The organism is Desulfovibrio sp. 6_1_46AFAA (assembly GCF_000224635.1).
Classification (GTDB): Bacteria; Desulfobacterota; Desulfovibrionia; order Desulfovibrionales; family Desulfovibrionaceae; genus Desulfovibrio; species Desulfovibrio fairfieldensis.
On sequence record NZ_JH114304.1, the window covers coordinates 236,178 to 238,690 of the forward strand.

The 2,513-nt window shown below is 56.5% G+C and carries 1 protein-coding gene; it reads right to left on the bottom strand.

What is annotated here, in order from left to right; translation table 11 throughout:
* Positions 1 to 578: 578 nt before the first annotated feature.
* Entirely contained in the window at positions 579 to 2,318 is a 1,740-nt protein-coding gene (locus HMPREF1022_RS13715) for a methyl-accepting chemotaxis protein (protein WP_009303556.1), read from the bottom strand.
* Positions 2,319 to 2,513: the final 195 nt, after the last annotated feature.

Genomic DNA, 2,513 nt, shown 5'->3' on the forward strand with positions numbered 1-2,513 from the left:
GTAAACGTAAACGTAACGTACGTACGTCTCTCTCTCTCTCTCTCTCTCTCTCTCTCTCTCTCTCTCTCTCTCTCTCTCTCTCTCTCTCTCTCAGCAAAGAAGACAGGGCGGATCAGGACGCCTAAGCGGCGGCTTGCAAAAAGAGGATGTCCGCTTATCTGCCGCATGAAAATTCTCCACATGAAGGTATGTCTCGTCACTCAGATTTTTTTTCCGCGCGCCTGAATCCGGCGTTCGGGAAAGATGTGAATAATTATTTCATATATCGGAGGAAAAGAGCGCATCTTTAGGGATCTAACTATAATGTATCATGATATCTTGTAATCATCAATAATTACTAAATATTGTTGGTATTGTTCAATTTTTAGAAAAATTGCATACGATATATAAAATTAAAAATTTATTTTATGATATTAAGAATTATAAATATCATTTTTATGTTAAATAGTGATAAATATCAAAACAAAAAGCGCGCCCCACTCTCCCGGGGCGCGCCGTGAACGGGCGCGTGTTGTCCTCACGCGCCCGCGTGCGGCCGGGGAAGAAAATGCCTTGCCCCGGCCGCAGCATTGTCATGGTCAGGCCTGTTTCAGCTCCTGAATCAGCGTGGTCAGGCCCTGGGCCTGGGCGGCCAGGTCGGACACTGCCTTGGCGGCTTCGGCCATAGCCTCGGCGGTCTGGCGGGACATGTCGTTGACCTGGACGATGGACTGGTTGATCTCCTCGCTGGCGGCGGACTGCTCCTCACTGGCCGTGGCAATGGCATTGACCTGGTCCGCCGTGGCCTCCACGGTGGCGACGATCTCTTCCAGGGCCGCGCCGGACCGGCTGGCGAGATTCGTGGCTTCGCCGATGCGCTCCACGGCATTGTCCACGCTGATCATGCTTTTGGCCGTGCTCTCCTGGATGGCCTTGATGGCGTTGCCCACGTCGTTGGTGGAGGCCATGGTTTTCTCGGCCAGTTTACGCACCTCGTCGGCCACCACGGCGAAGCCTCGTCCGGCGTCGCCCGCGCGGGCCGCTTCAATGGCCGCGTTCAGGGCCAGGAGGTTGGTCTGGTCGGCAATGTCCGAGATCACGCCCATGATCCGGGTGATGTTCTGGGCGTGCTCGTTAAGCTGGACCATGTCGTCCTTGAGCGCCAGGGACATTTGATGGACCTGCTCAATGCTCTGCACGGCCTTTTCCACCACCTGGGCCCCGGCTTCGGCCTTTTCCTTGGTTTCGGCGGAGGCCGCCGAGGCGGAACCGGCATTTCTGGCCACTTCCTGGACCGTGGCGTTCATTTCATTCATGGCCGTGGCCGCTTCGGAGAGGCGGGTGGCGGACTCGGCCGCGCCCCGGTCGGACTGCTCGATCTGGGCGGACAACTGGGTGGAGGCGGAGGAGACCACGCTGCCCACCTGTTCCAGTTTGTCGGCGGCTACCAACATGGCTTCGGTCTTGGACTGAGCCTCCTTGCTCGCGGCCTCGGCCTGGGTCATGGCTTCCTGGGCCTTGGCGGACTGCTCCTTGGCGTTTTCCGACTCGCGTTGGGCGTTGTCGATATTCCGTTTCAGGGCGGTGACCATCTCCACAATGGAACCGTACACGCCCAATTTCGCGCTGCCGTCATCAATATTGTAGTCGCCGTCCACCACCCGGTGCGCGATGCCGTTCAGCTCGCCGGGGTCCTTGCCCAGCTGGCGGATGGTATTGCGCACCAGCAGCAGGGTCAGGACGGCGGCAATGAGAATGGCCGCCACTATCAAAATGATGCCGGTCAGCCGGGAGTTGTCGTACATCTCGTCGGATTCGTCGTTGACGTGATTGATGTACCGCTTGATCTTGGCGATTGTCTTGTCGATAGCGTCACTCATGGCCACATATTGCTTGCGGGATTCGCCGTTCAGTATACTGACGGCCTGTTCCGTGCGCAGCTCCCGCGAAAGCTCAAGCAACTGTTTGGACTCCGCGCGGTATTTCTGCCTGGCCGCCAGATACGTCTGGAACGCCTCCCGGGTCTCGGGGCTGGCGATCAGGGCTTCGATTTTCCGGACGCCCTCCGCGATGATTTCCGACCAGTGCCGCTGTCTTTTTTCATACTCACGCATCTGCTCAGGGTCTGTGGCATAAATATGCAGCACTTCGGCCAGACGGTATTCCGAGGCCGCGTTGTTGACCACACCCATCTGTTCCATCAACGGCGCCTGATGTTGACCCATCTCTGTTGCAACGTCATTGACTTTGGACATCTGCACAATCAGGTAGATGCCCAGAATTGCCATAAGAGCGGCCAGCGCGCCCATGCTCATGGCGATCTTTACAGACAGTTTCATGCTTTTCCTTCCTTCTTTGGCTTGGTTTGGACAGTGGAAAATTTCTCGGGCTGAGTGGAACGCATTGCCTAAAAAAAGCCGTCGCCTGTGAGCAAAGCGCCCACGGGTGACGGTTTCTTCCGTCCGGAAAAATTACCCTGAATGTGTCGATAAGACAGACCGTCGGCCGGTCAGCACGTCTCTCTCTCTCTCTCT